Origin of the sequence: Clostridium sp., assembly GCF_017888565.1 — a bacterium.
Classification (GTDB): domain Bacteria; phylum Bacillota; class Clostridia; order Clostridiales; family Clostridiaceae; genus Clostridium.
Genome location: NZ_JAGHFX010000045.1, coordinates 1 through 3,351, shown reverse-complemented (window position 1 = coordinate 3,351; position 3,351 = coordinate 1). Strand labels below are relative to the sequence as shown.

At 27.0% G+C, this 3,351-nt stretch carries 9 protein-coding genes; 4 read left to right on the top strand and 5 right to left on the bottom strand.

The window, feature by feature from the left end; translation table 11 throughout:
• From J7M87_RS08470 to J7M87_RS08455, 4 genes are all read right to left on the bottom strand, one after another.
• Window positions 1-166, bottom strand: a 166-nt coding sequence (locus J7M87_RS08470; RefSeq protein ID WP_291649586.1) for a DUF3622 domain-containing protein, incomplete at its 3' end; no start/stop codon positions are given.
• Between the two features lie 76 nt (window positions 167-242).
• Window positions 243-518: a hypothetical protein gene (locus J7M87_RS08465; protein ID WP_271846154.1), complete on the bottom strand. Its 276-nt coding sequence runs from the start codon at window positions 516-518 to the stop codon at window positions 243-245.
• Between the two features lie 21 nt (window positions 519-539).
• Window positions 540-998 (bottom strand): ImmA/IrrE family metallo-endopeptidase, encoded by a 459-nt coding sequence (locus J7M87_RS08460; protein ID WP_291650580.1) that lies wholly within the window; start codon window positions 996-998, stop codon window positions 540-542.
• 16 nt (window positions 999-1,014) lie between these two features.
• On the bottom strand, window positions 1,015-1,542 hold the full coding sequence (locus tag J7M87_RS08455) for a helix-turn-helix transcriptional regulator (RefSeq protein ID WP_271846156.1): 528 nt from the start codon (window positions 1,540-1,542) through the stop codon (window positions 1,015-1,017).
• 140 nt (window positions 1,543-1,682) lie between these two features.
• Between J7M87_RS08455 and J7M87_RS08450 the strand changes: the two genes are divergently transcribed.
• Window positions 1,683-1,925 (top strand): hypothetical protein, encoded by a 243-nt coding sequence (locus tag J7M87_RS08450; protein ID WP_143327223.1) that lies wholly within the window; start codon window positions 1,683-1,685, stop codon window positions 1,923-1,925.
• A 16-nt stretch (window positions 1,926-1,941) separates the two neighbouring features.
• A complete protein-coding gene (locus tag J7M87_RS08445) occupies window positions 1,942-2,136 on the top strand; it encodes a hypothetical protein (RefSeq protein WP_099346251.1) in 195 nt (64 codons plus the stop codon).
• On the opposite strand, the gene J7M87_RS08440 is transcribed toward J7M87_RS08445, so the two are convergent.
• Complete coding sequence (locus tag J7M87_RS08440) at window positions 2,133-2,384, bottom strand: hypothetical protein (protein ID WP_099346252.1); 252 nt, start codon at window positions 2,382-2,384, stop codon at window positions 2,133-2,135. The two genes, J7M87_RS08445 and J7M87_RS08440, sit on opposite strands and share 4 nt — an antisense overlap.
• A gap of 239 nt (window positions 2,385-2,623) precedes the next feature.
• Between J7M87_RS08440 and J7M87_RS08435 the strand changes: the two genes are divergently transcribed.
• A complete protein-coding gene (locus tag J7M87_RS08435; protein ID WP_099346253.1) occupies window positions 2,624-2,911 on the top strand; it encodes a transcription factor in 288 nt (95 codons plus the stop codon).
• Between the two features lie 61 nt (window positions 2,912-2,972).
• On the top strand, window positions 2,973-3,170 hold the full coding sequence (locus J7M87_RS08430; protein WP_099346254.1) for a hypothetical protein: 198 nt from the start codon (window positions 2,973-2,975) through the stop codon (window positions 3,168-3,170).
• Window positions 3,171-3,351 lie beyond the last annotated feature (181 nt).

Genomic DNA, 3,351 nt, shown 5'->3' with positions numbered 1-3,351 from the left:
TAACTTGTATTTTTAATTCTTTTAATGTTTTTTCAGCGTAAGGTTTAGCTTCTTTCTTAGTTTTGAATCCTTGTTTACTTTTTTGTTTCCATTTGCCATTTACTTTATAGCTTATTATATATTGCCAACCTTTATCTTTTTGTCTGTAAGTAATATTATAATCCATAAATATCATCTCCTTTCAGAATATATGTTCTTAATAATTTATAAAATAAATAGCTACAAAAGTAGCCAAATACTTATTATTTAATAATTTTCAAATGATTTTTAATTCTAAATACTTCTTCTTCATTTTCATGTAATTTATGCTTTATAAATTTAATATCATCATTAATAGTATTTAATTGGTCTTTATTTTCTGTACGGAATTCGGTTAATTCAGCAGTTTGGTCATAAACTGAATTTACTTTATCTTTAATTTCGGTGATATCCAATTGTATAGAGTTTTGAGTTTCTAGCATTGTTTTTTGAGTTTCTAGTATTTGAGATAATAAACTTTCGATTTTATTTGTATCCATAAAAGATACCTCCTTTATAATTTAAAAATTTACAATATTTAATGGTTCAAATGTTAGTAGATGTGTCTTACCAACATAATAAATACCGTATTTCTTTTTATAATGATTGATAGTATCGAGAAGAAAACTTTTTGTTACGGTTAATTCTTCTGCTAATTCATGCATGTTATTTGCACCTGACAAAAGAGCTTTAATTATACACTCTGGTGTAATAAGTTTTTCACAAGCTACTTTACGAGCTTTAAATTCTTCTTTTCTATTTTCTGATTTTGTAAGATCAGTTATATCTCCATAGTTAGTAATATGATGACATAACTCTTCAGCTAGCACACAATATTTTTGAGTATCAGTCATATTACTATTGATAATAATAATATTACCAAGATATAATCCATATTCTTTATTAGTAGATACATCAACTTCCAGTATTTTTATTCCTAATTGATGAACTTCATCTAATAGTTTTTCGTATTCTGTCATTTGAGTTACCTTTGTTTTAGATTAGATTATTTTTTTTCAATGCTTCTAAAACTTTTTGTTCAGCAATAATCTTTTCTTCTTCTGTTAAATCGTCATTGTGTGCCGCAATAGTTGAGAAGTAGTCTTGTAATCTTTCAGTTTTTTCTTTTTTAGAAAGTTCAATAACTTTGTTATCTTCTTCTTTAGTTGCAGTTACTTCATCAGTTGCATTATCTTTATAATTTTTAGAGATATAATCTGAATAACTTAAAATCATTTTCTTACCTTCATTATTTGATTCATTGTAGTTTTTTAATAATGTGGTTTCTTCTTGAGGTAGATTGTTATTTTTAGGAGTATTTTTTATTTCTTCACCATTCAATCTTTCTAAACTGACCCCTAAACCTTTATACATTTTAAATGCAACGTCTAAAGATATCTTTTTAGTTTTTCTTGATATTATACTTCTTATTGTTGAATCAGATAATCCAGTAGCTCTTGCAACATCTGGAATACTGAAAGATTTTTCTTCCATTATTTCTAATAATATTTGGTAAAAATCCATGTTTTACACCTCCTGTTAATTATATTATACTTTATTTTTCACGCATTGCAAGAAAAAGTTTTAAAAAGTTATTGACATTCAACGCAATGCGCGATAAAATTAAAGCATCAACAACGCGATGCGTGAAAGGAGTAAAAAATATGAGGAGTTCAATTATGTTTTCGGAATTAAGAGCAGAAATGGCTCGAAAGAAAATTACTATTAAGCAAATGGCAGATAAGGTAGGAGTTAATAGAGATACGATGGGAGGAAAGCTTTCAGGGAAAAGACCTTTATTTTTAAATGAAGCTTTTATTATAAATAGAACATTTTTCCAAGATAAAGATATTATTGATTTGTTTAAAGAGCTTTATGAAGATGATGAACATAAAGAAGTTAGTTAGGAAGGGGGAATTCAAAATGAATAAAAGAAAACTTATTAAAAATGTAAGATTTGATTTTTTACGAGAAGGACATATAGGATGTATCCATATTGAAGTTGATTGTGAAACCATAGAAGATTTAAAGGAGGCAGTAGAATTCGCCCAAATAGCAAGTAATCTAGTGCCTCCAGTTGGTGAAAAAACAATACCATCAATTCCGAGAAATATTTAATAATATGCTTTAATCAATGCAATTTTATCTTGGTATTTATCATAAGAAACTTCTTTTATTAAGTGACCAAGTATAGTTTGAGTGCAAATTTTAGATAATATCTTATCAGTAGCTATAATTGCTAAATATTCTCCGTGATTATCTCTAAGTTCTAAAACTTTAGTATTTATACCATTGATAGTTACATCAATCAGCTTCGAAGAATTTTGATGAAATAGTTCATATGGTGAGATATCTAATTCATTCATAAATAAGACCTCCTTTCATAATTTAATATTAGCTTGGCAGGGCTAACGATTAAATTATAAATGGAGAATTATAGTAAATCAAATAAGAATATAGGACGAATAGAACGAAATATGAATAATCAAATTGTAAAGATTAACAATACTTATTTATAAGTAAAAGAATTTAAAGGACAAAGAGTAGTAACATTTAAGGATATTGCCATGTTACATGAAAGAGTAGAAGGAAAGGTGTGATATGAATGGAGCAAACATTAATAAGTAGACAAAAGTTAGCTGAAAGATGGGATTTTGATAATCCCAATTCATTAATAAAATATGAAAATGAAGGGGTAATTACAAGAAATCCTAATTTTAAAGCTCCAAAATATTATATGGAGGAAATATTGAGGATAGAAAGTTTAGGAAAGGTAAACCCTTTATCACCATTGGAGCGTAAGAGATTGGAAAAGAGAATAGCAGAGTTAGAACAGGAGAATCAATCTATAAAAGAAAGGTTGAACAATGGAAGAATAGCATTGGGATTTTAAAGTATATGAATAAAAAAGTCAAATAATATATTACATAACTGAAGTTAAGGAGAGAATAAATATGAAACAAGTACCATTAAATGTCAGACAAGCAGTATCAAAGGTAGTAGAAAAGTTAATTGAGGAGCATAAAGAATTAGATATTTTTAAAGTTGCCTATATTCTTGAAGATAAATATGGAATTAGATTTTATAATTTAGAAATATTACAGGAGCTTATTAAAAATACATTGGAAGAGATAGTTTTTATATATGTCTAGTTAGCAAGGGGATAAGTTATGAGTAAAAGCTTATTAGAAAGATTTAAAAATAAGTATGAAGAAGGTACAAGCTTTAAAGTAGGCAGGCATTTCTTTGATAAAAAAGGTGATTTAAGGGTTGTAATAGTAAATGCTGCAGGAAAAGAGTTATTTAAGCTTACAGTTAAAGAATATCCTAATG